Source organism: Ideonella sp. A 288 (genome assembly GCF_002198735.1).
GTDB lineage: Bacteria > Pseudomonadota > Gammaproteobacteria > Burkholderiales > Burkholderiaceae_C > Pseudaquabacterium.
Genome location: NZ_MWLO01000128.1, coordinates 12,857 through 34,966 on the forward strand (window position 1 = coordinate 12,857; position 22,110 = coordinate 34,966).

The 22,110-nt window shown below is 72.0% G+C and carries 23 protein-coding genes; 6 read left to right on the forward strand and 17 right to left on the reverse strand.

The window, feature by feature from the left end:
• Nucleotides 1-23 precede the first annotated feature (23 nt).
• Entirely contained in the window at nt 24-803 is a 780-nt protein-coding gene (locus tag EOINJALH_RS16385) for an enoyl-CoA hydratase/isomerase family protein (protein ID WP_088281950.1), read from the forward strand.
• Nucleotides 804-819: 16 nt separating this feature from the next.
• On the opposite strand, the gene EOINJALH_RS16390 is transcribed toward EOINJALH_RS16385, so the two are convergent.
• Complete coding sequence (locus tag EOINJALH_RS16390) at nt 820-1,428, reverse strand: DUF1415 domain-containing protein (RefSeq protein WP_088281952.1); 609 nt, start codon at nt 1,426-1,428, stop codon at nt 820-822.
• A 21-nt stretch (nt 1,429-1,449) separates the two neighbouring features.
• Between EOINJALH_RS16390 and EOINJALH_RS16395 the strand changes: the two genes are divergently transcribed.
• Entirely contained in the window at nt 1,450-2,385 is a 936-nt protein-coding gene (locus tag EOINJALH_RS16395) for a tRNA-dihydrouridine synthase (protein WP_234413884.1), read from the forward strand.
• Between the two features lie 22 nt (nt 2,386-2,407).
• Here the strand turns inward: EOINJALH_RS16395 and EOINJALH_RS16400 are convergent, their stop codons facing one another.
• From EOINJALH_RS16400 to EOINJALH_RS16465, 14 genes are all read right to left on the reverse strand, one after another.
• The gene (locus EOINJALH_RS16400) at nt 2,408-2,695 is read right to left on the reverse strand and encodes a hypothetical protein (RefSeq protein WP_088281954.1); all 288 of its coding nucleotides are present in this window, start codon (nt 2,693-2,695) and stop codon (nt 2,408-2,410) included.
• The gene (locus EOINJALH_RS16405) at nt 2,692-4,044 is read right to left on the reverse strand and encodes a DUF6861 domain-containing protein (protein ID WP_088281956.1); all 1,353 of its coding nucleotides are present in this window, start codon (nt 4,042-4,044) and stop codon (nt 2,692-2,694) included. Before EOINJALH_RS16405 ends, EOINJALH_RS16400 begins: the two co-directional genes overlap by 4 nt.
• 51 nt (nt 4,045-4,095) lie before the next feature.
• Nucleotides 4,096-5,154 carry a DUF6352 family protein gene (locus EOINJALH_RS16410; protein ID WP_088281958.1) on the reverse strand — a complete coding sequence of 353 codons (1,059 nt, stop codon included), beginning with the start codon at nt 5,152-5,154 and terminating at the stop codon, nt 4,096-4,098.
• A gap of 14 nt (nt 5,155-5,168) precedes the next feature.
• Nucleotides 5,169-6,956 (reverse strand): glutamine--tRNA ligase/YqeY domain fusion protein, encoded by a 1,788-nt coding sequence (locus tag EOINJALH_RS16415; RefSeq protein ID WP_088281960.1) that lies wholly within the window; start codon nt 6,954-6,956, stop codon nt 5,169-5,171.
• 100 nt (nt 6,957-7,056) lie between these two features.
• A complete protein-coding gene (locus tag EOINJALH_RS16420) occupies nt 7,057-7,365 on the reverse strand; it encodes a 2TM domain-containing protein (protein WP_088281962.1) in 309 nt (102 codons plus the stop codon).
• A gap of 39 nt (nt 7,366-7,404) precedes the next feature.
• On the reverse strand, nt 7,405-7,830 hold the full coding sequence (locus EOINJALH_RS16425) for a DUF2306 domain-containing protein (RefSeq protein ID WP_158219793.1): 426 nt from the start codon (nt 7,828-7,830) through the stop codon (nt 7,405-7,407).
• A gap of 133 nt (nt 7,831-7,963) precedes the next feature.
• Entirely contained in the window at nt 7,964-8,800 is an 837-nt protein-coding gene (locus EOINJALH_RS16430; protein ID WP_088281966.1) for a LytTR family DNA-binding domain-containing protein, read from the reverse strand.
• A gap of 22 nt (nt 8,801-8,822) precedes the next feature.
• Nucleotides 8,823-9,941 carry a sensor histidine kinase gene (locus tag EOINJALH_RS16435; protein ID WP_088281968.1) on the reverse strand — a complete coding sequence of 373 codons (1,119 nt, stop codon included), beginning with the start codon at nt 9,939-9,941 and terminating at the stop codon, nt 8,823-8,825.
• Between the two features lie 34 nt (nt 9,942-9,975).
• Complete coding sequence (locus tag EOINJALH_RS16440) at nt 9,976-10,488, reverse strand: DUF6622 family protein (protein ID WP_088281970.1); 513 nt, start codon at nt 10,486-10,488, stop codon at nt 9,976-9,978.
• 136 nt (nt 10,489-10,624) lie between these two features.
• Nucleotides 10,625-11,932: a hypothetical protein gene (locus EOINJALH_RS16445; protein ID WP_144290050.1), complete on the reverse strand. Its 1,308-nt coding sequence runs from the start codon at nt 11,930-11,932 to the stop codon at nt 10,625-10,627.
• A gap of 3 nt (nt 11,933-11,935) precedes the next feature.
• Complete coding sequence (locus tag EOINJALH_RS16450) at nt 11,936-12,694, reverse strand: outer membrane lipoprotein-sorting protein (protein WP_199873394.1); 759 nt, start codon at nt 12,692-12,694, stop codon at nt 11,936-11,938.
• Between the two features lie 10 nt (nt 12,695-12,704).
• Nucleotides 12,705-13,919 (reverse strand): FtsX-like permease family protein, encoded by a 1,215-nt coding sequence (locus EOINJALH_RS16455; protein WP_088281974.1) that lies wholly within the window; start codon nt 13,917-13,919, stop codon nt 12,705-12,707.
• Nucleotides 13,916-14,614, reverse strand: a complete 699-nt coding sequence (locus EOINJALH_RS16460; RefSeq protein WP_088282229.1) for an ABC transporter ATP-binding protein — start codon at nt 14,612-14,614, stop codon at nt 13,916-13,918. Before EOINJALH_RS16460 ends, EOINJALH_RS16455 begins: the two co-directional genes overlap by 4 nt.
• Nucleotides 14,615-14,696: 82 nt before the next feature.
• Entirely contained in the window at nt 14,697-15,341 is a 645-nt protein-coding gene (locus EOINJALH_RS16465) for a hypothetical protein (protein WP_088281976.1), read from the reverse strand.
• Between the two features lie 268 nt (nt 15,342-15,609).
• On the opposite strand from EOINJALH_RS16465, the gene EOINJALH_RS16470 reads away from it, so the two are divergent.
• A complete protein-coding gene (locus EOINJALH_RS16470) occupies nt 15,610-16,218 on the forward strand; it encodes a YMGG-like glycine zipper-containing protein (protein WP_158219794.1) in 609 nt (202 codons plus the stop codon).
• Between the two features lie 50 nt (nt 16,219-16,268).
• Nucleotides 16,269-17,090 (forward strand): DUF6515 family protein, encoded by an 822-nt coding sequence (locus tag EOINJALH_RS16475; protein WP_144290051.1) that lies wholly within the window; start codon nt 16,269-16,271, stop codon nt 17,088-17,090.
• 36 nt (nt 17,091-17,126) lie between these two features.
• On the opposite strand, the gene EOINJALH_RS16480 is transcribed toward EOINJALH_RS16475, so the two are convergent.
• Complete coding sequence (locus tag EOINJALH_RS16480; protein WP_088281982.1) at nt 17,127-18,722, reverse strand: helicase HerA-like domain-containing protein; 1,596 nt, start codon at nt 18,720-18,722, stop codon at nt 17,127-17,129.
• Between the two features lie 57 nt (nt 18,723-18,779).
• The gene (locus tag EOINJALH_RS16485) at nt 18,780-19,832 is read right to left on the reverse strand and encodes a PEP-CTERM sorting domain-containing protein (RefSeq protein ID WP_088281984.1); all 1,053 of its coding nucleotides are present in this window, start codon (nt 19,830-19,832) and stop codon (nt 18,780-18,782) included.
• Between the two features lie 190 nt (nt 19,833-20,022).
• On the opposite strand from EOINJALH_RS16485, the gene EOINJALH_RS16490 reads away from it, so the two are divergent.
• A complete protein-coding gene (locus tag EOINJALH_RS16490; protein WP_088281986.1) occupies nt 20,023-20,748 on the forward strand; it encodes a YebC/PmpR family DNA-binding transcriptional regulator in 726 nt (241 codons plus the stop codon).
• Nucleotides 20,749-20,755: 7 nt separating this feature from the next.
• Nucleotides 20,756-22,054 carry a phosphoribosylamine--glycine ligase gene (gene purD / locus EOINJALH_RS16495; protein ID WP_088281988.1) on the forward strand — a complete coding sequence of 433 codons (1,299 nt, stop codon included), beginning with the start codon at nt 20,756-20,758 and terminating at the stop codon, nt 22,052-22,054.
• Nucleotides 22,055-22,110 lie beyond the last annotated feature (56 nt).

Genomic DNA, 22,110 nt, shown 5'->3' on the forward strand with positions numbered 1-22,110 from the left:
CAGCCGTTCGGAGGAGAACGTCGATGAACACCGCCCCCGCCGTGCTCGTGGAACGACGCGGCCCCGCCTGCTGGGTGACGATCAACCGGCCCGAACGCCGCAATGCGCTGAATGCCGCGGTGGTGGCCGGCCTGCGCGAGGCCTGGGCCCGCGCCCATGACGACCCCGAGGTGCGGGTGATCGTGCTCACCGGCGCCGGCGACCGGGCCTTCTGTGCCGGCGCCGACCTGCAGCCCGGCCAGAGCTTTGCCTTCGACCTGTCGCGCCCCAATGCCGACTATGCCGACCTGCTGCGCGAGGTGCACGACGCCACGCTGCCCAGCATCGCGCGGGTCAACGGCGCCTGCATGGCCGGCGGCATCGGCCTGCTGTGCATGACCGACCTGGCGGTGGCGGCCGACGATGTGACCTTCGGGCTGCCCGAGGTGAAGATCGGCCTGTTCCCGATGCAGGTGCTGAGCCTGCTGCAGCGGCTGGTGCCGGCGCGCACGGTGCGCGAGTGGTGCCTCACCGGCGAGCCCTTCACCGCGGCCGAGGCGCTGGCGGCGGGGCTGCTCAACCACGTGGTGCCGGCGGCCGAGCTGGACGCGCGCACCGAGGGGCTGGTCAATCGCCTGGCCGACAAGTCGCCCACCGCCATCCGCCGCGGCAAGTACGCGCTGCGCGCCATCGAGAGCATGTCGTTCGACGAGGCCATCCGCTACACCGAGAGCCAGATCGCGCTGCTGGCCATGACCGAGGACGCCAAGGAAGGCCGCGCGGCCTTCAACGACAAGCGGCCGCCGCGCTGGACGGGCCGCTGACGCCGGCCGGCGTGCGTCAGCGGGGCGGCGCCGGTGCGTCGTCGCCGCGCTGCAGCGCATCCAGCTCGGCCTGCGCATCGTCGCGGCACTGCTGCTGCAGCCTGGCCCAGCCCTTGGCACCGAGCTGCTGCAGGGTGAGCATGTTCACCTCGTAGATGGCCTCGGCCTCGGGGAAGGCGGCCACCGCACGGTCGATGCTGGCCTCGCGGATCAGGTGCAGCGTGGGGTAGGGCGAGCGGTTGGTGGCGTTGGTCACGTCGTCGGTGTCGGTGCCGGCGAAGAGGTAGTCGGGGTGGAAGCTGGCCACCTGCAGCACGCCGCCGAGGTCGAGCCGTTCGACGGCGCCATCGGCCTGGTCGAGGAAATCGTTGTAGGCAGCGAAGTCCTGCAGCACCTGTGGGTGGATCAGCAGCGTGGTGTCGGTGTGCCGAGGGTCGGTGTCGGCCAGCCGCTGCAGCTCGGCCAGCAGGTCGGCCAGCAGCGCCTCGGTGTCGCGCGCGGCGCTCACCACGTAGCGCACCTGCTGCTTCACCTGCACCGCCTTGGCGAAGGGGCACAGGTTCAGGCCGATCACCGCGCGGTCCACCCAGGCGCGGGTCTCGGCGATGATGCGGGCCGTGTCCATGCCGCCATTCTGCCCCGCCCGATGATCCTGCTCGCGCCCATGGAGGGCCTGCTCGACTTCAGCCTGCGCGACGTGCTCACGCGCGTCGGCGGCATCGACCGTTGCGTGTCGGAGTTCATCCGCGTCACCGACCAGCTGCTGCCCGACCGCGTCTTCACCCGCATCGTGCCCGAGCTGCTGAACGCCGGCCGCACGCCCGCGGGCGTGCCGGTGCGCCCGCAACTGCTGGGCTCCGATCCGTCCTGCCTGGCCGACAACGCGGCGGCGCTGGCCGCGCTGGGCCCCGAGGGCATCGACCTGAACTTCGGCTGCCCGGCCAAGACGGTGAACCGCCACCGCGGCGGTGCGGTGCTGCTGGACGAGCCCGAGCTGGTGCATGCCATCGTCGACGCGGTGCGCCGCGCGGTGCCGCGCGCGGTGCCAGTGTCGGCCAAGATGCGGCTGGGCAACCAGGACGCCTATCGCATGCTCGACTGCGCCCACGCCATCGCTGCGGCCGGCGCGCAGGAGCTGGTGGTGCATGCCCGCACCAAGGCCGACGGCTACCGCCCGCCGGCCCACTGGGAGCAGGTGGCGCGCATCCGCGCCGCGGTGCGCCTGCCGGTGGTGGCCAACGGCGAGATCTGGACCCCCGACGACGCCCGCCGCTGCCGCGAGGTGAGCGGCTGCGACGCGCTGATGATCGGCCGCGGCATGGTGGCCGACCCCGGCCTGGCCTGGGCCATCCGCGCGCCCGGCACCGAGCCGCCGGGCTGGCCGGTGATGGCGCCACTGCTGCAGCGCTACTGGCGCAACATCGCCGGCCACGTGGCGCCCAAGCACCGCGCCGGCAGGCTGAAGCAGTGGCTGAACATGCTGCGCCGGCGCTTTCCGGAGGCGCAGGTGGCCTACGACGCGGTGCGCACCGTCAACGATTCGGTGGAGGTGTCGATGCGGCTGTGGGGCGAGCCGGCCTGAGCGCGGGCGCCCCGGCGGCCGCTCAGGGCCTGCGCTGCGTGGCGTACTCGCGCAGCGCGTTGGACAACTCGGCGGCGGCTTCGGCCAGGTCGCCGCCACCCACGCCCCAGGCGTCCAGCCCGCGCGACAGGCTGAGGCTGGGCAGTGCGGCGTCGAGGGTCAACTGCGTTCGCAAGTCGGCCAGCAGCCGCAGGTAGGCGGCCTGCGCGGCCGGCGACCAGCCTTCCCGGGTGTCGGCCGGCGTCAAGGGCGCGGCCAGGCGGGCCGCGAAGCGGTCGAGCTGGGCCAGCAGTGCGAGTCGGTCGATCATGGGAAAGGCACCCCCGTGCCGATGGAAAAGGCCGTGCGGTCGACCATCAGCGTCTGCACGGTGCCGGGCGGCACGCCGTTCGCGATGGCGCCTTCCAGCACGGTGGTAGCCTTGGTGGCGGTGACCTGCTGCACCAGGCTGGCCTGGTTGCCGTAGGGGCCCAGGTACAGCGCCTCGGCGGCCTCCTTGGGCGAGCCAAAGGCCTTGTTGGTGAGGAAGCTGCCTTTGCTGGACGGATCGTCCGCGTAGCGCAGGAAAGTCTCGCCCTTGTCGATCTCGCGCAGGGTGATCGGCCCGTCGAACGAGGCCACGTAGTCCTTGGCCCTCGCCGGGCTGAGGCCGTTCTTCACGAGCACCGCCTCGGCCTCTGCGCGCGAGAGCACCGTGGCGGCCATCTTGGTCCGGGGTGGCGGCGCGTCGTCGACGCGCCCGGCCAGCTGCCGCGGCGTTTGCGCCGGCCCCGAAGTGCGCTTGGCGCCGCCACCGCCCGAACGCCCCTTGCCCTCGATCATCGCCATCTGGGTGCCGAACTTGCCCTCGTTGGCCTCTACCCACTGCGCCACCTTGGGCCCCAGCTGCCGGCTGTTGCGGATCTCGGAGAGCAGCGTCTGGCGGTTGCCCTTGCCGCGGGTGAGGTAGGCCATCACCGCCATCAGCAGCGCGGTGACGAGGAGCACATGGCCGGTGGCGATCTCCATCGTCGCCGCACGGACGGCCTCCGGCCCGCGGCCGGCGCGCGCCAGGCCGCTGTGGCCCAGCGGCCCCTCGCCGCGCTGCGCGCCACCGCCCCAGGCCATCCTGAAGCCGGATACATAGTGGCCGGCCGCCTCGGGGATGGCCTTGGCCAGGTCTTGCGCCAGGCTGGCCAGGCCCATCCAGTTCATCACCGCCGCACCGATGCCGGCCCCTGCCGACGCGCCGGCCGCAGCGCCCGGGATGGCACCGACCCCGCCCAGGAAGAAGCCACCGATGGCACCAAGCACGCCGCCGCCCACGGCGCCGCCGCCCACGTACATGGCGATGTCCTTGACCAGTCCGATGAGGATGGGCCAGACCACGCCGATGTCGATCGCGGAAAAGTCGGCCGCGATGCGGCGCCAGGCCTCGTTGTCGGCCTCGTCGAAGGCCTGTCGCAGCCGTCCCAGCCGGCTGGACGATTCCTCGGTGCCATAGGGCACCGGGGTCCAGTGGATGGCCGCGCCCAATGAGTCGTAGGCGGCCTCTGCGAAGTGCCCCAGCGCGTCATCGCGCGACAACTGGTCTTCCAGCTCGTGCAGTGCCTGCCAGAACGGCTGTTGGCGATGCAGCCGGTCTGCGCCTGCGCCGCCGCTGTGGCGTTCGTCCGTCATGGGGCGGATGATATCGGCGCGGCACGGCGTGGTGCCGCAGGGCACCCCGGATCAGGTGGTCGTCGCCAGCGGCAGGTTCAGCAGCAGGTTCTGCGGCTTCAGCCGCAGCACGCCGTCGGCATTCATCGCCAGGCCCAGCCACACGGGCTTGCCGGCCACGTCGGGCCGCATCTCGGCGGTGCGCTCGAAGCGCAGTTCGAACAGGCTGACGAGCCGCGCCAGCTGGGCCTCGTCGACCGGCTGGTCGAGGTACAGGGCGTTCAGCAGCGCGGTGGACTCGGCGTCCAGGCCCAGGTGCCAGCGCCATTGCGTGTCGTCGATGCGCTGGCGAGGCTCGATGCGCACGGCCACGCCCAGCAGGTGGGCCACCCAGCGCTCGAGCACGCGGGCCAGTGCCGAGAGCGCGGAATCGGTTCGGGACAGGCGCACGCTCAGGCCTTCGGCCAGCGGCATCGCCACCTCGTGCGTCAGGTCCAGCAGGAAGCGGTGGCGGCGGTCGGCCCAGTACTCGACGCCGTTGTCGGCGCCCAGCACCTGCAGCTGCACGGCCTTCAGCGGCGCCTGGGCCTGCTTGAGCAGCCGGCCGATCTCGCCCAGGCCGTTGGTCTGGTCGAGCAGGTCGAGCGTGTCGCGGTCACCGGCCAGCAGCCGGCCCTCGTGCACGCTGACGCGCTGGTGGCGGAACAGCAGCTCGGCCGCCCGGGCCTGCAGCGCGTCGCCGCAGTCGTCGAGCAGCTCGCGCAGCACGGCCTGCACCACCGCGTCGATCAGCGGCGGCGGCACGTTGACCTGGCCGCTGCGAAAGAGCGTCAGCAGCCAGGCTTCCAGCGTGCCGGCGGCCAGCAGCGTGTCGCGGAAGGCGATGAACAGGCGCCAGTTGTCGCGCGCGTCGGCATCGGCCAGCGCGGCCAGGCTGGCGTCGGTGACCGGCTGCCGTGGCGATGCCTGCAGCGCGCGGTGCAGCGCGATCTCCGCCGCGCACGATTCGGGCACCAGCGCCAGCTCGGGGCGGGCCAGCAGCCAGCGCAGGTAGTCGTCGCCGGGCACCAGCCAGCCGCCGGCCGTGCGCTGCAGGTGGCGGTGGCCGCAGTCGGGCCAAAAATCTTGCATGGGCGATGGCCGGCTCAGCGGCCGCCCCAGCCGTCCTTCAGCCCCGTGATGCGGTTGAACACCGGCGCGTCGGCGCGGTGGTCGAGGCGGTCGGTGACGAAGTAGCCGTGCCGCTCGAACTGGAAGCGCGTGTCGGCCGGCACCGTGGCCAGCGAGGGCTCGACGTAGCCGCTGACGACCTGCTTGCTGCCGGGGTTGAGCACCTCGCGGAAGTCGCGGCCGCCGGCGTCGGGTTGCGGCTCGGTGAACAGGCGGTCGTAGAGCTTGACCGTGGCGGCCACGCCGTCGTGCACGCCCACCCAGGTGATGGTGCCCTTGACCTTGACGGCGTCGGCGCCCGGCGTGCCGCTCTTGGTGTCGGGCACCACGGTGGCGGTGACGGCGACGATGCGGCCGTCGGCGTCCTTGCGGCAGCCGGTGCACTCGACCACCATGCCGTACTTCAGGCGCACCTTGTTGCCCGGGAACAGGCGGAAGAAGCCCTTGGGTGCCACCTCGGCGAAGTCGTCGCGCTCGATCCACACCTCGGGGCCGAGGCTGAACTGGCGCTGGCCCAGTTCGGGGCGCTGCGGGTGGGCCGGGGCGCTGCAGGGCTCGCGGTGGTCGGCACCGAACAGATCGGCCCAGTTGGTGAGCTCGAGCTTCAGCGGGTCGATCACGGCCATCGCGCGGGCGGCCTTGCCTTCCAGGTCTTCGCGCAGGGCGATGTCCAGCACGCCGTAGTCGACCCAGATGTTGGTCTTGCTGGCGCCGGTGTCCTCGGCCATCTTGCGCACCGCCTCGGGCGTGTAGCCGCGGCGGCGCATGCCGGCCAGCGTGGGCATGCGCGGGTCGTCCCAGCCTTCGACGATCTTCTCGTCGACCAGTGCCTTGAGCTTGCGCTTGCTGGTGATGACGTAGGTGAGGTTGAGCCGGCCGAACTCGTGCTGCTTGGGGCAGGGCCGCTGCAGCAGGCCGCGCTCGGCCAGCTTGTCGAGCAGCCAGTCGTAGAACGGCCGCTGGTCTTCGAACTCGAGGGTGCAGATGCTGTGGGTGATGTTCTCCAGCGCGTCCTCGATCGGGTGCGCGTAGGTGTACATCGGGTAGATGCACCAGCGGTCGCCGGTGTTGTGATGGTGCGCGCGCTTGATGCGGTAGAGCGCCGGGTCACGCAGGTTGATGTTGGGCGAGGCCATGTCGATCTTCGCGCGCAGCACCATTGCGCCGTCGGCGTGCGCGCCGTCGCGCATCTCGCGGAAACGGGCCAGGTTCTCGGCCACGCTGCGGGTGCGCCAGGGGCTGTCGGTGCCGGGCGTGGTGAAGTCGCCGCGGTTGGCGCGCATGGCCTCGGCGCTCTGCTCGTCGACATAGGCCAGGCCGCCCTCGATCAGCGACTCGGCGGCGCGGTACATGAAGTCGAAATAGTTGCTCGCGTAGTACAGGTGCGAGGTGCCGGCCACATCCCAGGTCCAGCCCAGCCACTGCACCATCTCGACGATGGCGTCGACGTACTCCTGCTCTTCCTTCTCGGGGTTGGTGTCGTCGAAGCGCAGATGGCACACGCCGCCGAAGTCGCGTGCCAGGCCGAAGTTCAGGCAGATGCTCTTGGCGTGGCCGATGTGCAGGTAGCCGTTGGGCTCGGGCGGAAAGCGCAGCCGCACGGCCATCGGGTCGGGCACGCCGGCGGCGTGGTGGGCGCCGTCGCCCGGGGTGCCGCCCCAGCGACGCTGGGCATAGACGCCGTCCTGCACCTCGCGCTCGATCAGGGTGCGCAGGAAATTGGCGGGCTTGGGGGCGGTGTCGTTCTTGGCGGGCGCGGACATGGGCTGGCGAGCCGGCCCCGGGTGACGGAGCCGCTGCGGTTCGAGGCGGAGCGCCGATTCTAGCGAGGGGGTGCCCGGCGCCCGGCCCGGCCGCAGGGGGTCATTGCCCCTCGCGGCGGCGCAATGTCTCGATTTCGCGCTCGACCATGCGCCGGCCCATGCCTTCGCCCTGCAGCTTCAGGAACACCACGATGCCGTGGATGCTCAGGCCCAGGGCCCAACCCCACAGCGGGACGAAGGTGCCGCCGCCGTGCCAGCGCCCGAAGCCGCCGACTGTGGAGGCCAACCAGAGCCCGGCGTTGACGAGCACGAACACCAGGGCATGGATGAAGAAGCCGGTCTTCAGCGCGACACGGCGGCGGGCGCGTTGTTCGAGCGTGGGGGACTCGGTGAGGTGCCTGGATGACATGGTGTGCTCCTTGGTGAACGGGGACGTGAACGGAATCGATCAGGCCGCGATGCCGGCCAGCGACTGCCACAACAGGCCACCGAGGAATCGCCCCGGCAGCAGCGTGAATAGGCCGGCCACGACGCAGCCGCCGATGAACATGCCACGCATGGCCTTCTGGTGCAACGCCACGTTGCCCTGGCGGATGGCCCAGATGCCGCGCGGCAGGTTCACCGACACCAGCAGCGTGAAGGCATGGATCGGCGTGATGCCGGCCAGGTTGATCATGTGGTGGTCGCGGATGAAGGCGCTGGCCAGCGTGGTGCTGCTCATCAGCAGCACCCAGGCCCAGCCCAGCGCGCGGTGGCTGCCGGTGCCCTTGCGGCGGGTCATGACCACGATGCCCACGAGGAGTGCGCCGATGGCCGTCACCAGGTGGAAGAACACCAGCGGGTTGCGGTCGAGCAGTTGGGAGAAGGCGGTCATGGCGTGAAGTCCTGGTGCGATGGACCTCATTCTGCGAATGCCCGTCTGCCCTGGGGCCTGCCCTGCGACGAAACCGCGGGGGCGGCGACGAAGCGGGCCGCACGCGGCGCGAAGCGCGGGGGCCCCGCTCGCCCTACATGCCCTTGAACAGGTGCGCGTACAGCCGGCTGGCGGTGAGGCGCTCGTTGCGCCCGCGCAGGCTCAGGAAGACCTTGCCCGATTCGTCGCGCACCGCGGTGGCGATGGCCGACGCGCGCACCACCAGGCCGCGGTGCACCTGCCAGAAGACCTGGGCATCGAGCTGCGGCAGCAACTCGCGCAGCGACAGCCGGATCAGGTGCTCGCGATCGGCGGTGACGACGCGCACGTACTTGTCGGCGGCCTCGAAGTACAGCACCTCCGCCACCGGCACCAGGTGCACGGTGTTGCCCACGCCGGCCTGGATGACCTCGAGCCGCGGCGGCGAGGCCGCACCCGCGGTCCCCGGTGCGGCCCCTGGCCCGGCCCCCGGTGCGGACAGCAGCGCGCGCAGCTGGTCGATGGCCGAGGCCAGCCCGGCGGCCGCGGGTGCGGCCTCGGCCCGGCGGTCGGCCAGGCGGGTCTGCAGCCGCTTGATGCACGCCGCCAGGCGCGCCGTCTCCACCGGCTTGACCAGGTAGTCCACCGCCTGGGCCTCGAAGGCGCTGACGGCGTACTGGTCGTAGGCGGTGACGAACACCAGCAAGGGGAAGGGCGCGTCGGCCGGCCAGTCCTCCGCCAGGGCCTGCGCGGCCTCCAGCCCGGTCTGGCCCGGCATGCGGATGTCGAGGAAGCACACCGACGGCCGCAGCGCCAGCGCCTGCGCCACGGCACTCAACCCGTCACCGACGTTGGCGGCGATGACCAGTTCGGGCCACAGGCTGGCCAGGTCGGCCTGCAGCGCGGCGGCGAGCAGGGGTTCGTCTTCGGCGATCAGGGCGGTGGGCGTCATGGCGGGGTGTCGTGCGGGGGCGTCATGCGGGAACGTTCGGCAGCGGCAGCGGCAGCGTCACCGTGGCCAGCGTGCCGCCGTCGGGGCCGTCGGCGGGCTGCAGCGTCAGGCCGGCGCGGTCACCGAACAGCGTGGCCAGGCGCTCGCGCACCTGGGCCGTGCCGAAGCCGGTGCCCGCGCTGGCCGGCGCCGCGGCCAGGCCGACGCCGGTGTCGCGCACGGCCAGCCGCAGCAGCGGGCCGTCGCGGCGGGCGCTCAGCTCGATGCGGCCGCCGGCCACCTTGGGCTCCAGCCCGTGGTGGATGCAGTTCTCCACCAGCGGCTGCAGCAGCAGCGGCGGCACCGGCAGCGTGCGCAGGTCGTCGGGCAGGTCCAGAACCACCTGCAGCCGCGGCCCCATGCGGATGGCCATCAGCGCCAGGTAGTCGGCCACGCGGTCGAACTCCGCCGACAACGGGTGGCGGTCGCTGCGCGACGCGTTGAGCGTGGCGCGCAGGAAGCCGATCAGGTGGTCGAGCATGGCCTGCGCGCGCGCCGGGTCCAGGCCGATCAGCACCCGCAGGTTGGCCAGTGTGTTGAACAGCATGTGCGGCTCGAGCTGCGATTGCAGCAGCTTCAGCTGCGTCTCGACCGAGGTGCGTCGTGCCGCCTCGGCCATGGCCTCGATCGTGGCCATGCGGCCGCGCGAGTAGAAGAAGAAGGTCGTGCCCACCGAGGCGACCAGGGTGACCAGCAGGATCACCGCCAGGACACGCGGGTTGCCGGTGAAGATGCCGTGCGTCCGCGTGTTGCCGGTGATCAGGTCGCCGAGGTGCGACCCGGCCCAGTAGCCGCCGATGGAGCTGATCACCACCCAGGGCGCCATCAGGGTCCAGCCGGGCCAGTCCGACACCAGGCTCGCCCGGTCCGGTTCGCGCCGCCGCAACCAGGCGGCCATCGCGTAGCGGCCGCCTTCGATCGACCACTGGATCAGCGTGCCGATGCACAGCGAGTACACCAGCATGTTGCCGAACGAGTCGCCGAACAGCACGCTCAGGAAGGCCGCCACGCCCACACACAGCGGCACCCCGATGCGCAGCTCGGTCCACAGGAACTGCAGCGGCGTGCGCGGCGCTTGGGGCGAATCGGGGGGCAGGTGCATGGGGCGGGACGGGCAGTCGGGCGATTGTGGAGGATCACGCCGCCTGCAGCGCCAGGGCCGGGCGGCCGGCCTGCAGCAGGCGGCGGGCGCGCGCCGCGAGCAGCCCGCTGGGCAGGCCATACAGCGCACTGGCGCCGGCGGCGAACAGCGGCAGATCGGCCAGCTGGGGCACGATGGCCAGCGAGACCGAGCCGACGTAGCGCAGCATGAAGATCGCCACGATCAGCACCAGCGGCGCCCAGCTGCCACCGATCGCGAAGCGGCCACCGGCCAGCGCCTGCACGCGCAGCGGCGGCATCAGGTGCCGGGACAGCGCGATGCCGAGCGCGAAGCCGGCGAGCCAAACCGGCTGCACGGTGGCGTGCCAGCCGAAGGCGCTCGCGGCACCGAAGAACGACAGCAGGCCCAGCGCGATCGGCTGCACCAGTGCGCGGCCGCGCGACACCTCGTGGTCGCGGGCCTGGTGCAGCCCCAGGGCCACCAGCGCGGCCAGCAGGGCCCAGACCCAGATCGGGGTGCGGGTGATGATGAGAAGGATGAGGTTCATGGCGGGCTCCGGTGCAGTGGTTCGATGGGCTCATCGTCGCGCCCAGGCGTCCGCGTCGCAGCCCCGGCGCGACGGAATGCGCGCTGCCGTCGCGAAGTGCCGCCTTGGCGGCGCCTCGTGGCCGGCCTCGGGTTGATCAGAACGCCCAGGTGGCCGCGACCACGCCGGTGGCACGCTGCGGCAACTGCGCGAAGACCGAGTCCGCCGGCCCGCCGTAGACGCGCCAGGCGGCGTTGAGCCGCACCCGGTCGCCCTGCCATTGCAGGCCGGCCGTGAGGGCGCGGCCGCGGTCGGCCGGCGTCCACAGCAGGTCCAGCGTCGCCAGCCAGGGGCCCGGCTGCCAGGAGCCACGCACGAACAGGTTGTCGCGGCGCAGGTTGGGGCTGTCCAGCGGCGTGGCCTGCCAGGCCAGGTTCCCGGCGAGGGCACCGGCCGGCGCCCCCGAGCCGGGCAGGGTGCGGGTTCGCGCCGTCCAGGCGTCCCAGTCGCGGTCGGGCAGGGCCGTGCCGTCGTGCCAGGCCTCGACCAGCAGGCCCTGTTGCGAGGCACCGGTCCAGCTCAGGCCGACCAGCCACTGCGCGGTGCCTCCGCGCTGCTGCAGTTGCCAGGGGTTGGCGGCCCGCGGTTCGGCCGCTGCCAAGGTCGGCGTGCGCCAGCCCTCGTGCCGCTGCAGCCCGCGCCAGGACGCGTGCAGTTCCAGTTCGTCACCCGCCACCCAGGCCACCGCCGCGCCGATGGAGCCGCGGGTGCGCCGGCCGAGGCGGGCAAAGCCGTGCCAGTCGGCGGCGCCCACGCGCCAGTACCCGCGGGCCGCCAGCGCGCTTTCGTCGGCGCGTCGGGATTCGTCGGGTGCGGCGTTCAGCTGCTGTGGATTCACCCACACCAGCGTGCCGGCGGTGTCGCTGCCGAAGTGGTCGATCTGCAGCAGCGGCCGGCCCTCGGGCGTGGTGCCCAGCAGGGTGCGGCGCGCCTCCTGCTGCACCACGTCGTTGGGCCGGAAGCCCTGGCCCACGTCCCAGCCCACCACTTTCTTGCCGGCGGCCAGGCCCCAGGCGTCGAGGTCGGTGGCCAGGTAGAACTCGTTGAAGCGGGCCTGGCTGCGGCCGGACCGGTCCGGTGCGTCGCCCTGCGGCCGTGTGTGCCAGGCCAGCGCGTCGACGCCCAGCGACCAGGCCTGCGTCCCCAGGCGCGTGCGCAGCGTCTGGCGCCAGCCGGCCTCGGCCACCCAGGCGCCCGGGGTGGGCTCGGCGATGTCGGGGGCCAGCGCGTGAGCGAGCGCCAGCGGGCCGCGGTCGGACGCCACGCGCGCGTCCCAGCGCAGGCGCAACTCGCCGGCGCCTGCATCGGCGTCGGTGCCGGCCTCGGCCGCCCGCACCGCCTGGCAAGCCAACGCAGCGGCCAGCGCCACGGCCCAGGCGGCCACCGCGGATCTCGGCATGCGCATGGCTCACTCCAGCGTGGGGTTGCGGGCCAGGAACATCGGGTTCAGCCAGGTGTCGGGCACCTGGCGCGTCTGCCGCGACAGGTAGCGCACCCGGGTCTCCTTGTTGGCACCCAGCTTGTCCACCAGCACCATCTCGTCCACCCGCGTCGGCGCGGCGGGCTTGTCCAGGGTGAAGCGGGCCTGCTTGGCCAGCTTGTCGGACAGCACGTACAGGTCGGCCGCGATCGGCTCGTGGTGCTGCTGGCCCAGCCACAGCTCGATGCGCTGGTAGCTCAGACCCTTGCGCGTGGCGGCCAGCGACAGGTGCAGGCAGGGCCTGGCACCGCAGGTCTCCTCGGCCACCACGGTGCCGGCGTAATCGTCGGCCCAGCTCATCGTGGCGATGTCGCCGGTGGAGGCCTCGCCCAGCAGCTTCTGCGACGGCGTGATGCGCATCGGCCGGGCGCTGCCGGGCAGCAGCAGCCAGAAGTCGTCGCCCAGCATCAGCACCTTCTGCCCGGCCTCGGCGGGCGAGCGCATCAGCACCAGCGACTTGCGCTGTGCCTGGGTGAACACGGTGTAGCGGCGCTCCTTGTCGACGCTGCCGTCCTGTCGCAGCAGCGTCACCTGCGTCTCGACCTGCAGGTTGTCGGCGCCGGTGCGGTAGCGGTCGGCGGCTTTCAGCAGCGCACCGACGTCGGTAGCGCCGCCGGCGGCGGTGCCCAGGGCGAGTGCGATCGGCAGCAGGGCCATGCGCAGGCGCGACACGAATGGGGTGGTCATGGCAGGTCCTTCAGGTGTGGGCCAGGGCGTCGACGATGGGCTGGCGCACCGTGCGCCGCGCCACCCAGGCCGAGGCCAGCAGGGCCAGCGACAGCATCGCCAGCAGCGTGACGGCGTACAGCGCCGGATCGAGGGCGACGTTCAGCGGGTAGCTGTCGCTGCGGCCCGGCGGCGGCGGCATCTGCACCGGGAACAGCAGCAGGCCGATCGACACGGTCAGCGACAGCAGCGCACCGGCCAGGGCACCGACACCGCCCAGGATCAGCCCTTCCAGGGCGAAGCTCGTGATGAGCTGCGAGGGCAGGGTGCCCACCGCGCGCAAGGTGCCGATCTCGCGGGTGCGCTCGATCACGGCCATGGCCATCGCGTTGGTGACGACGAACACCACGATCACGCCGATGATCAGGCCCAGCGCGCCGAAGATGCGGTTGTAGAGGTCCTTGACGCTGCGGTAGAAGGTGGCCTGGTCGATCCAGGTGCGCACCGCCAGCTGCGGCAGGGCGGCCTGCACGCGGGCCTGGGCCGCGCCGGTCGATTCCATCCGGTCGAGGAACACGCCCAGGCTCGACACGCGCGCAGTGGCCAGCAGCTTCTGCGCAGTGGCGAGGTCGGTGTAGACCAGGCGCTTGTCCATCTCGGGCACCCCGGTGGCGAACACGCCCACCACCGTCACGTCCAGTGCGTTGAGCGCGCCCTCGGTGGTGCTGGCCATCAGCGTGAGGCCGGTGCCGGGCTGCGCCTTCAGGCTGCGCGCCAGGCCTTCGCCCAGCATCACCTCCAGGTGCTGGCCGGAGGAAAGCACGCGGCCGGAACGCATCGCCAGGAAGGGGCCCTTGACCGCAAACTCGGCGTCCGGGTCGATGCCGGCGGCCATCATCACGGTGCTCTTGTCGCCGTTGCCGATGAGCCCCGAGAACTCGATGCGCGGCAGCACCTGGCGCACCGCGTCGTCGGCGAGCAGGCGGGCGCGCAGCGCGTCGGCGTCGTCCAGGCCGTGCTGCAGCGGCACGTCCTCGTCCTGCGTGAACTGCGCCGGGCGCGCCACGATGAGGTGGCCGCTGCTGCGCGCCGAGCCCTGGGCCAGCGACTGGTAGGTGTACAGCGCGAAGCCGCCGGCCAGCAGGATGGCGGCGGTGCCCAGCGCGGCGATGGTGACGGTGACGGCCGAGCGCCGCCGGTTGCGCAGCGTGTTGCGCCAGGCGAACAGGAGCCAGCGGAGCGTCATGACGGGTTCTCCTGGATCAGGCCGTCGAGCAGGGCGACGGCGCGGTCGCAGCGGCGCAGCAGCCGCGCGTCGTGGGTGGCGATGAGGAAGGCCGCGCCATGGGCATGGCCCTGCTCGCGCATCAGGTCGAGCACCTGGTCGGCGGTGTGCGAGTCGAGGCTGGCGGTGGGCTCGTCGGCGATCACCAGCGCCGGCCGCTTGACCAGCGCGCGGGCGATGGCCACGCGCTGGCGCTGGCCGCCCGACAAGGCGTCCGGCCGGTGGGCCGCATGCTCGTGCAGCCCCACCGCCTGCAGCATGTCGCCAACGCGGCGGCGGCGCTCTGAGGCGCCCACGCCGGCCAGCATCAGCGGGTAGTCGACGTTCTCGGCCACCGTCATCACCGGCACCAGGTTGAAACCCTGGAAGACGAAGCCGATGGCGTCGCGCCGCAACAGCGTGGCCTCGGTGGCGCCGAGCGATTCGACCGCGCGGCCGCGCAGCAGGATCTGGCCGCGGTCGGGCGTGTCGATCAGCCCGGCCAGGTTCAGCAGCGTGCTCTTGCCGCTGCCCGACGGGCCGGTGAGCGCGAGCATCTCGCCCGGCTGCACGCCCAGGTCCACGCCCTGCAGGGCCGGCACCACGTGCGCGCCGAGGCGGTAGGTCTTGTGCACGCCGCGCACGGACAGGGCGGCGGACGAAGGCGGCGCCGTCATCTCTGGCCCCCTGCCGGGCCGCACGGAGGGGCTGGCGTGCACGTCGGGCGCTGCGAACGCCATGGGCTCGGGGCGGCCCATGTCACAACTCGCCGAGCCGGGCCTGCGCCTGCGCCGCGACGGGCGTGCCGCTGGTGCCGGCCTTCTGCAGCCAGAGCCGCGCCTCGTCGGTGCGCTTGTCCTTGGCCGCTTCCAGGCCGGCGCGCAGCCACACCTGGGCGCGGAACGCCATCGGCGCGGCCTCGAGCAGGGGGCTGCGCACCACCTCGTCCAGCAGCCTGGCGCCCCGCGCCCCGCGGTTGAACATCGACGGCAGGCTCAGGAAGGTGCTGGCGGCGGTGAAGCGCACTTCCAGCGTGGCCGGCACGCCCCGGTGGGCCGGCGCGTCGTGCGCCGGGGTGAGCTGCGCCAGGGCCTTGTCGAGCAATGCCAGCCCGTCCTCGGCGTGCGAGATCTTGCGCCAGGGCAGCAGGGTGGTCAGCGCCCGCATCGACGTGGCGGCGCCGGCGTAGGCGCGCAGCACGGGGTCGGTGGGCTCGGCGTCGGACAAGGCGCGCCACTGGGCCGCGGCGCCGTCGATGGCCGAGGTCTGGCCCTCGGTGGCGCGCTGGAACTGCGCCGTGGCGTCGGCGTAGGCCTGCGGGCTGACGGCGGCGGCCGGCGCGGCCACGAAGAGGTGCAGGCCGAGGGCCAGGACCAGGGGGGTGAGGGCGATGGGGCGGATCATGTCGGCGACTCCGGGGTTGAACATGGGACGCAGTCTGGTCAGGCCTGCGCCGCCGGTCAGCCGCTGCGCGACGAAACGCCCGGAGCTGTCGCGAAATGCCGTCCGAGGGCGCGAATCCGCGGCCCGGGCGGCGTGGTGCCGGTGCATCGCGGACAAGCGCCGCCCACCGACAGGGCAGGGCACGGCCGGATCGCCGGACGCTGCCACCTTTGCACTCCTTTACCTCGACGCAAGGCGGGCCACACGGGCTTGCCCCATCATGTGCAGCATGAAGAACCTGCGTCCCGACCCGTCCTGGCGCCCCGCCGTGCGGGGCCTGTGTGCCGTTGCCGCGCTGCTGGCCCTGGGGGGCTGCGTGGTGGCGCCCGTGGCACCGTATCGCTCGGGCCCGGTGTATGCGCCGCAGGGGCGTGCGTTGCCGCCGGCCCCGACGCTGGCGCCGCTGTACTTCTACCCCGAGCGCAACCAGCCCGAGGCGCTGCAGGACCGCGACCGCTACGAGTGCTACCGCTGGGCCGTGCGCGAGACCGGCACCGACCCCGGCATGACGCCGGTGCGTCAGCCGATGCCGATGGCCGAACCCGGCCCGCCGCTTCGCGATGGGTCGGGTGTGGTGGCCGGTGCGGCCACCGGGGCAGTGATCGGTGCGGTGACCTCGTCGCCACGGCATTCGGGTGGCAACGCCGTCATCGGCGCCATCATTGGCGCGACGATCGGCGCGGTGGCGCAGGAGTCGCGCGCGCAGGCCATCGAAGCCAACCAGGCCAGGCGCCAGCAGGCGGCCGAGGCCTCGGCCGCGGCGTCGCGCCAGCCGCACGACAACTTCCGCCGCGCCATGTCGGCCTGCATGCAGGGCCGCGGCTATCGGGTGGGCTGAACGGCGATGCCCGGCCCATCCACCGCACGTCAATGACACCCGGATCCGACATGACCGCTCAGCACGCTACCAGCCCCTTCGTCCGACGCCATGCGACCGGCACCGCCGTGCTGTTGATGACGCTGGCGGCCTTTGCAGCGCAGGCGGCACCCGACGGGGCACCGCCTCCTGCTCGTGACGGGTTCCGTGGCGGCGACCGCGATGGCCCCCGTCGCGGCGACCGCGAGGCAGTCCCGCGCGCTGGCGAACGCTACGCACCCCGCCCCGGGGGGCCAGGGGCAGGACGCTGGTTCGACGGTGCCCACGGCCACGCCCGCAGCTACCCCGCGCCCGGCGTGGCGGTGCGCCACCTGCCGCCGCGCAGCCGCATCGTCTTCTGGTCGGGCGTGAACTACGGCTTCTACGACGGCATCTGGTACGCGCCGGGGCCCTACGGCTACGCAGTGGCGCGGCCGCCCTACGGCGTGGTGGTGGGCGACCTGCCGCTGTTCCGCACCCTGGTGGTGGTGGGCGGCCTGAGCTACCTGTACGCCAACGGCGTGTACTACCGCGAACGCACCGAGGGCGGCTACGAGGTGGTGCCGGCGCCGGTGGCCGACGAGTCCGCACCGGCCGCTGCGGCGGCGATGCGCACCTTCGTGTACCCGCGCGCCAACCAGGGGCCGGAGCAGCAGGCCAGCGACGAGTACGAATGCCACCGCTGGGCGGTGACGCAGTCCGGCTTCGACCCCACCGTGGCGGCCACGGGTGCGCCGGGCGCCACGCCAGGCGCCGACCCCGCGGCACCGCCGCGCACGCCGATGGCGCTGCGCTCGGACTACCAGCGCGCGAAGAGCGCCTGCCTGGAAGGCCGCGGCTACACCGTCAAGTGAGTCGCGGCGCGGTGTGCCGCACCGGCCGCCAGTCGCTCAGCGCCGCTTGCCGCCGCCAAGGATCGAGCCCAGCACGCCGCGGATGATCTCGCGGCCCACGGCCGAGCCGATCGAGCGCATCGCCGAGCGGGCCGCCGATTCGGCCAGGCCCTCGTGCTTGCCACCGCGCGGCCCGGTGCGGCCGAAGAGCACGCCCTTCAGGTCGTCCATCACGCCGCCGCCGCTGTCCTGCGCCGGGGCCGGTGCACCTGCCGGGCCGCGGCGCAGCGCGCCGGTGGCCTCGTCGGCCAGCGAGCCGCCATTTCGGCCGGCGGGGGCCGTCGACGCGCCATCGCCGCCGGCGTCCGCCGACGGCGCGGCGCGGCCCTTGAGCTTCTCGTAGGCCGATTCGCGGTCGACGGTCTTCTCGTACACGCCGGCCACCAGCGAGCCGGCGATCAGCGCCTTGCGCTGCTCGGGGCTGATGGGGCCGATCTGGCTGCCCGGCGGGTGCACGAACACCCGCTCGGTGACGCTGGGCCGGCCCTTGGCGTCGAGGAAGCTGATCAATGCCTCGCCCACGGCCAGTTCGGTGATGGCCGTGGCCATGTCGCCGATCTTGGGGTTGGCGCGCATGGTCTCGGCGGCCGACTTGACGGCCTTCTGGTCGCGCGGCGTGAAGGCGCGCAGCGCGTGCTGCACCCGGTTGCCCAACTGGGCGAGCACGGTGTCGGGCACGTCCAGCGGGTTCTGCGTCACGAAGTACACGCCGACGCCCTTGCTGCGCACCAGGCGCACCACCAGTTCGATGCGCTCCACCAGGGCGCCGGGCGCGTCCTTGAACAGCAGGTGCGCCTCGTCGAAGAAGAACACCAGCTTGGGCTTCTCGAGGTCACCCACCTCGGGCAGCATCTCGAACAGCTCGGACAGCATCCACAGCAGGAAGGTGGCGTACAGCCGCGGCGCGTTCATCAGCTTGTCGGCGGTGAGGATGTTGATCACCCCCAGGCCATCGACCGTCTGCATGAAGTCGCCGATGTCGAGCATGGGCTCGCCGAAGAACCGGTCGCCGCCCTGTTCCTCGATCTGCAGCAGGCCGCGCTGGATGGCGCCCACGCTGGCGGCGGAGATGTTGCCGTACTCGGTGGTGAACTCGCTGCCGTTGTCGCCGACGAACTGCAGCATCGCCCGCAGGTCCTTCATGTCGAGCAGGGCCAGGCCGTTGTCGTCGGCGATCTTGAACACGAGGTTCAGCACGCCGGCCTGGGTTTCGTTCAGCGCCAGCATGCGCGACAGCAGCAGCGGGCCCATGTCCGATACGGTGGCTCGCACCGGGTGGCCCTGCTCGCCGAACACATCCCAAAGCGTGGCGGGGCAGGCGGCGGCCACCGGCTCGGGCAGGCCGCGCTCTTTCAGGATGGCGGCCAGCTTGGGGCTGATGGCGCCGGTCTGGGTGATGCCGGTGAGGTCGCCCTTCACGTCGGCCATGAACACCGGCACGCCGATCTTGCTGAAGTGTTCGGCCAGTGTCTGCAGCGTGATGGTCTTGCCGGTGCCGGTGGCCCCGGTGATCAGCCCATGGCGGTTGGCCAGGGCCGGCAGCAGTTCACAGACGACATCACCATGCTGGGCGATGGGCAAGGGGTCGGACATGGGGCGGCTCTCCAGCGGACTGCGGTGCCGGCAAGTCTAGCCCGACCGCCGCCGCAATCAGTCGGGGCGGCGGCGTCGCACGATGTGGCCCATGGCCAGCAGGCCGGCCAACCACATCGCGTAAGTGGCCGGTTCCGGCACGGCCGTGATGCTCACGGTCATCTGCCTCGATTGCAGGCTGCTGGCGACACCCACCGAAGTGTCGTCGCCGAGCGTCAGCTGGTAGACGGCCGTGCCGCCCGCTGGCTGGCCGATGACCGTCACCTGCCCAGTGGCCTGGCTGCCGGCGGCCAGGTCTGCCAGTGGCAGCGTCAGCGAGAACTGACCGCAGGCGCCAGTACAGGTGACGTTCAGCAGGTCGAGGCGGGTGGTGTTGGCATTGCCGAGCGCAAACACGTTGAAACTGCCGCCCCCGGTGCCCAGCGTCATCGACAGGCTGTCGATCGCGGCGGCGTTGCTGAACGACCCTCGGGCGTGGGTGAGGTAGCTGTACTGCAGGCTCAGTGCCGCGTTGAGCGGCGCCGAGAGCGTCGACGTGACGCTGCCGGTGCCGTTGGCCGTGGGATCCTTCAGCGCCAGCAAGGACGTGGTGATCGACGTCGACAGGTTGCCGACGCCGACGAACCCGGCCCGGTCTGCCGCCGGCGCGGTGTAGGCCATCTGCGAGAAGGTGCTGGTGGACAGTGACGGCACATTGCGGTTGACCACGAGTTGGGCCAGACCGTTGTCGCCGCTGTAGATCGACGTTGCCGGCGTGGTGCCGAAGTTCCACAGGGCCCGCAACGTGCCCGTGCCGTTGAACTGGTTGGTGTTCACTGTGCGGCTGACGGCCAGGTTGGTGCCCGGCACCACGTTCAGCGTGCCGGACACGCCGGTGAGCACGCCCAGCGACGGGTCGAAGCGCGCCAGCGACGCCGAGGTGATCTGCTGCACCGTGACCGGATTGGCGTTGGCGGCGTTGTCGGTGACCGTCAGGCTGCCCGTGCCCAGCAGCGTCGGGCTGGCCGTGGTCGTCTGTGTCAGTGCGGTCTGGGCCGAGGCACCGGCTGCCAGGCCCATGGCCAGCAGGCTGGCGATGGAGACGGAGGTGCAAAGGTGTTGGAAGTTCATGGAGGTTACAGCGCAGACGACTCGACAAGGGCCAGTGTCGCCGGCGAACAACCACTTTCGTCCTCCACCGATGGGGGGTGCGACGCTGAGTCGCACCTCACGACCGTCCTCCGGTGCGGGTGACCGCCTTGCCCGAGCGCGCCGGGCGACCACTTAAACTCCCGCCTTCAGCACAAGGAGCTTCACCAGCATGGCTGGACATTCCAAATGGGCCAACATCCAGCACCGCAAGGGCCGGCAGGATGAAAAGCGCGGCAAGGTGTGGACCCGCATCATCCGTGAAATCACGGTCGCGGCCCGCCAGGGCGGGGGCGACATCAGCGCCAACCCGCGGCTGCGCCTGGCCATCGACAAGGCCAAGGCCGCCAACATGCCGGCCGACCGCATCAAGTACAACATCGACAAGGCCTCCGGCGCGCTCGAGGGCGTGAGCTACGAGGAAATCCGCTACGAGGGCTACGGCATCGGCGGCGCCGCGATCATCGTCGACTGCATGACCGACAACCGCGTGCGCACCGTGGCCGAGGTGCGGCATGCCTTCAGCAAGTACGGCGGCAACCTGGGCACCGAGGGTTCGGTGGCCTTCCAGTTCAAGCATTGCGGGCAGTTCGTCTTCGCACCTGGCACGTCGGAGGACAAGGTGATGGAATCGGCGCTCGAAGCCGGCGCCGACGATGTGATCACCGACGGCGATGGCGCCATCGAGGTGCTGTGCGCGCCGGCCGACTTCGAGGCCGTGAAGCACGCGCTCGAGGCCGCCGGCCTGGTGCCCGAGGTGGCCGAGGTCACCTGGCGCGCCGAGAACTCCATCGAACTCGCCGGCGAGGACGCCCAGCGCATGCAGAAGCTGCTGGACGTGATCGAGGACCTGGACGACGTGCAGGAAGTCTTCCACAACGCCGAGATCGGCGAATAGCCCGCGCATGAACATCCTCGTCATCGGCGGCGGCGGCCGCGAACATGCCCTGGCCTGGAAGCTGGCGCAGAGCCCGCGGGTGCAGGGCGTCTACGTGGCGCCGGGCAACGGCGGCACCGCGCGCAGCCCGCACCTGCAGAACGTGCCCATCTCCGACCCCGTGGCGCTGGCCGACTTTGCCGAGGCGCAGAAGATCGGGCTCACCGTGGTCGGCCCCGAGGCGCCGCTGTCGGCGGGCGTGGTGGATGTGTTCCGCGCCCGTGGCCTGCGCATCTTCGGCCCGACGAAGGCCGCTGCACGGCTGGAAAGCTCCAAGGCCTTCGCCAAGGACTTCATGCAGCGCCACGGCATCCCCACGGCGCTGTACGCCACCTTCACCGACGCCGCCGAGGCCCATGCGCACGTCGACAAGGTGGGCGCGCCCATCGTCGTCAAGGCCGATGGCCTGGCCGCCGGCAAGGGCGTGGTGGTGGCCACCTCGCTGGCCGAGGCCCACGAGGCCATCGACTTCATGCTCGGCGGCCAGGCCACCGGCGTGCAGTACAACGCCGATGCCGACGGCAACGCCGTGCCCCGCGTGGTGATCGAGGAATGCCTGCAGGGCGAGGAGGCCAGCTTCATCGTGCTGGTGGACGGCACCCGCGTGCTCCCGCTGGCGTCCAGCCAGGACCACAAGCGCCTGCAGGACGGCGACCTGGGCCCCAACACCGGCGGCATGGGCGCCTATTCACCGGCACCGGTGGTCACGCCCAATGTGCACGCACGGGCCATGCACGAGGTCATCCTGCCCACGGTGCAGGGCATGGCCCGCGACGGCAACCCGTTCACCGGCTTCCTGTACGCCGGGCTCATGATCGACCCGGCCGGGCAGGTCAAGACGCTCGAGTTCAACACCCGCATGGGCGACCCCGAGACCCAGCCCATCCTGATGCGCCTGAAGAGCGATCTGGTCGAGGTCTTGATGCAAGCCACCGACGGCACGCTCGACCAGGTCGAACTGCAATGGGACCGACGCTTCGCGCTGGGCGTGGTCATGGCTGCGGCGGGCTATCCGCAGGCACCGCGCCAGGGCGACCCCATCACCGGCCTGCCGGCCGACACCGACGATGCCGTCGTCTTTCACGCCGGTACCACGCTGCAGGCCGATGGGCAGCTGCAGGTCAGTGGGGGTCGGGTGCTGTGCGTCACCGCGCTGGGCGATTCGGCCCGGCTGGCGCAGCAACGCGCCTACCAGGTGCTGAGCGGCATCCAGTTCGACGGCGCGCAATACCGGCGCGACATCGGCCACCGCGCGATCAAGCGCTGACGGGCCTGCGCGTCGGCGCGCCCGCAATTCACACCACATCAGGTACACGACGGAGG

Bases quoted from the DNA above. Each gene is read 5' to 3' on its own strand.
- EOINJALH_RS16385 (WP_088281950.1), top strand. From the start codon at position 24: ATGAACACCGCCCCCGCCGTGCTCGTGGAACGACGCGGCCCCGCCTGC.
- EOINJALH_RS16390 (WP_088281952.1), bottom strand. From the start codon at position 1,428: ATGGACACGGCCCGCATCATCGCCGAGACCCGCGCCTGGGTGGACCGC.
- EOINJALH_RS16395 (WP_234413884.1), top strand. From the start codon at position 1,450: ATGATCCTGCTCGCGCCCATGGAGGGCCTGCTCGACTTCAGCCTGCGC.
- EOINJALH_RS16400 (WP_088281954.1), bottom strand. From the start codon at position 2,695: ATGATCGACCGACTCGCACTGCTGGCCCAGCTCGACCGCTTCGCGGCC.
- EOINJALH_RS16405 (WP_088281956.1), bottom strand. From the start codon at position 4,044: ATGACGGACGAACGCCACAGCGGCGGCGCAGGCGCAGACCGGCTGCAT.
- EOINJALH_RS16410 (WP_088281958.1), bottom strand. From the start codon at position 5,154: ATGCAAGATTTTTGGCCCGACTGCGGCCACCGCCACCTGCAGCGCACG.
- EOINJALH_RS16415 (WP_088281960.1), bottom strand. From the start codon at position 6,956: ATGTCCGCGCCCGCCAAGAACGACACCGCCCCCAAGCCCGCCAATTTC.
- EOINJALH_RS16420 (WP_088281962.1), bottom strand. From the start codon at position 7,365: ATGTCATCCAGGCACCTCACCGAGTCCCCCACGCTCGAACAACGCGCC.
- EOINJALH_RS16425 (WP_158219793.1), bottom strand. From the start codon at position 7,830: ATGACCGCCTTCTCCCAACTGCTCGACCGCAACCCGCTGGTGTTCTTC.
- EOINJALH_RS16430 (WP_088281966.1), bottom strand. From the start codon at position 8,800: ATGACGCCCACCGCCCTGATCGCCGAAGACGAACCCCTGCTCGCCGCC.
- EOINJALH_RS16435 (WP_088281968.1), bottom strand. From the start codon at position 9,941: ATGCACCTGCCCCCCGATTCGCCCCAAGCGCCGCGCACGCCGCTGCAG.
- EOINJALH_RS16440 (WP_088281970.1), bottom strand. From the start codon at position 10,488: ATGAACCTCATCCTTCTCATCATCACCCGCACCCCGATCTGGGTCTGG.
- EOINJALH_RS16445 (WP_144290050.1), bottom strand. From the start codon at position 11,932: ATGCGCATGCCGAGATCCGCGGTGGCCGCCTGGGCCGTGGCGCTGGCC.
- EOINJALH_RS16450 (WP_199873394.1), bottom strand. From the start codon at position 12,694: ATGACCACCCCATTCGTGTCGCGCCTGCGCATGGCCCTGCTGCCGATC.
- EOINJALH_RS16455 (WP_088281974.1), bottom strand. From the start codon at position 13,919: ATGACGCTCCGCTGGCTCCTGTTCGCCTGGCGCAACACGCTGCGCAAC.
- EOINJALH_RS16460 (WP_088282229.1), bottom strand. From the start codon at position 14,614: ATGACGGCGCCGCCTTCGTCCGCCGCCCTGTCCGTGCGCGGCGTGCAC.
- EOINJALH_RS16465 (WP_088281976.1), bottom strand. From the start codon at position 15,341: ATGATCCGCCCCATCGCCCTCACCCCCCTGGTCCTGGCCCTCGGCCTG.
- EOINJALH_RS16470 (WP_158219794.1), top strand. From the start codon at position 15,610: ATGAAGAACCTGCGTCCCGACCCGTCCTGGCGCCCCGCCGTGCGGGGC.
- EOINJALH_RS16475 (WP_144290051.1), top strand. From the start codon at position 16,269: ATGACCGCTCAGCACGCTACCAGCCCCTTCGTCCGACGCCATGCGACC.
- EOINJALH_RS16480 (WP_088281982.1), bottom strand. From the start codon at position 18,722: ATGTCCGACCCCTTGCCCATCGCCCAGCATGGTGATGTCGTCTGTGAA.
- EOINJALH_RS16485 (WP_088281984.1), bottom strand. From the start codon at position 19,832: ATGAACTTCCAACACCTTTGCACCTCCGTCTCCATCGCCAGCCTGCTG.
- EOINJALH_RS16490 (WP_088281986.1), top strand. From the start codon at position 20,023: ATGGCTGGACATTCCAAATGGGCCAACATCCAGCACCGCAAGGGCCGG.
- purD (WP_088281988.1), top strand. From the start codon at position 20,756: ATGAACATCCTCGTCATCGGCGGCGGCGGCCGCGAACATGCCCTGGCC.